Origin of the sequence: Citrobacter sp. Cpo045, assembly GCF_030332875.1 — a bacterium.
Classification (GTDB): Bacteria; Pseudomonadota; Gammaproteobacteria; order Enterobacterales; family Enterobacteriaceae; genus Citrobacter; species Citrobacter portucalensis.
Genome location: NZ_JAOWGZ010000003.1, coordinates 1 through 262, shown reverse-complemented (window position 1 = coordinate 262; position 262 = coordinate 1). Strand labels below are relative to the sequence as shown.

The following is a 262-nucleotide window of genomic DNA, read 5'->3' as shown; positions in this document are numbered from 1 at the left end:
AGCACCTGTTTTTGGGGATTACGCCGCCATACAGCCATCAGCAGTGCGTTCAGGACAATGTCCTTTGTCATCCGGGATTGCATGGACCAGCCGATAATTTTGCGTGAGAACAGATCAACAACAACGGCAAGATACAGCCAGCCTTCGTGGGTCCTGATGTAGGTTATGTCCGTTACCCAACGCTCATCCGGAGCATCCGGATTGAACTGTCGCTGGAGCCTGTTGGGCGACACGATACTGGCCTCGCCTTTACGTGCCCGCG

Annotated in this window: 1 protein-coding gene; it reads right to left on the bottom strand. The window is 54.6% G+C overall.

The window, feature by feature from the left end; all coding sequences use genetic code 11:
• Positions 1-262, bottom strand: a 262-nt coding sequence (locus tag OGY13_RS00010) for a DDE-type integrase/transposase/recombinase (protein WP_286637505.1), incomplete at both ends; no start/stop codon positions are given.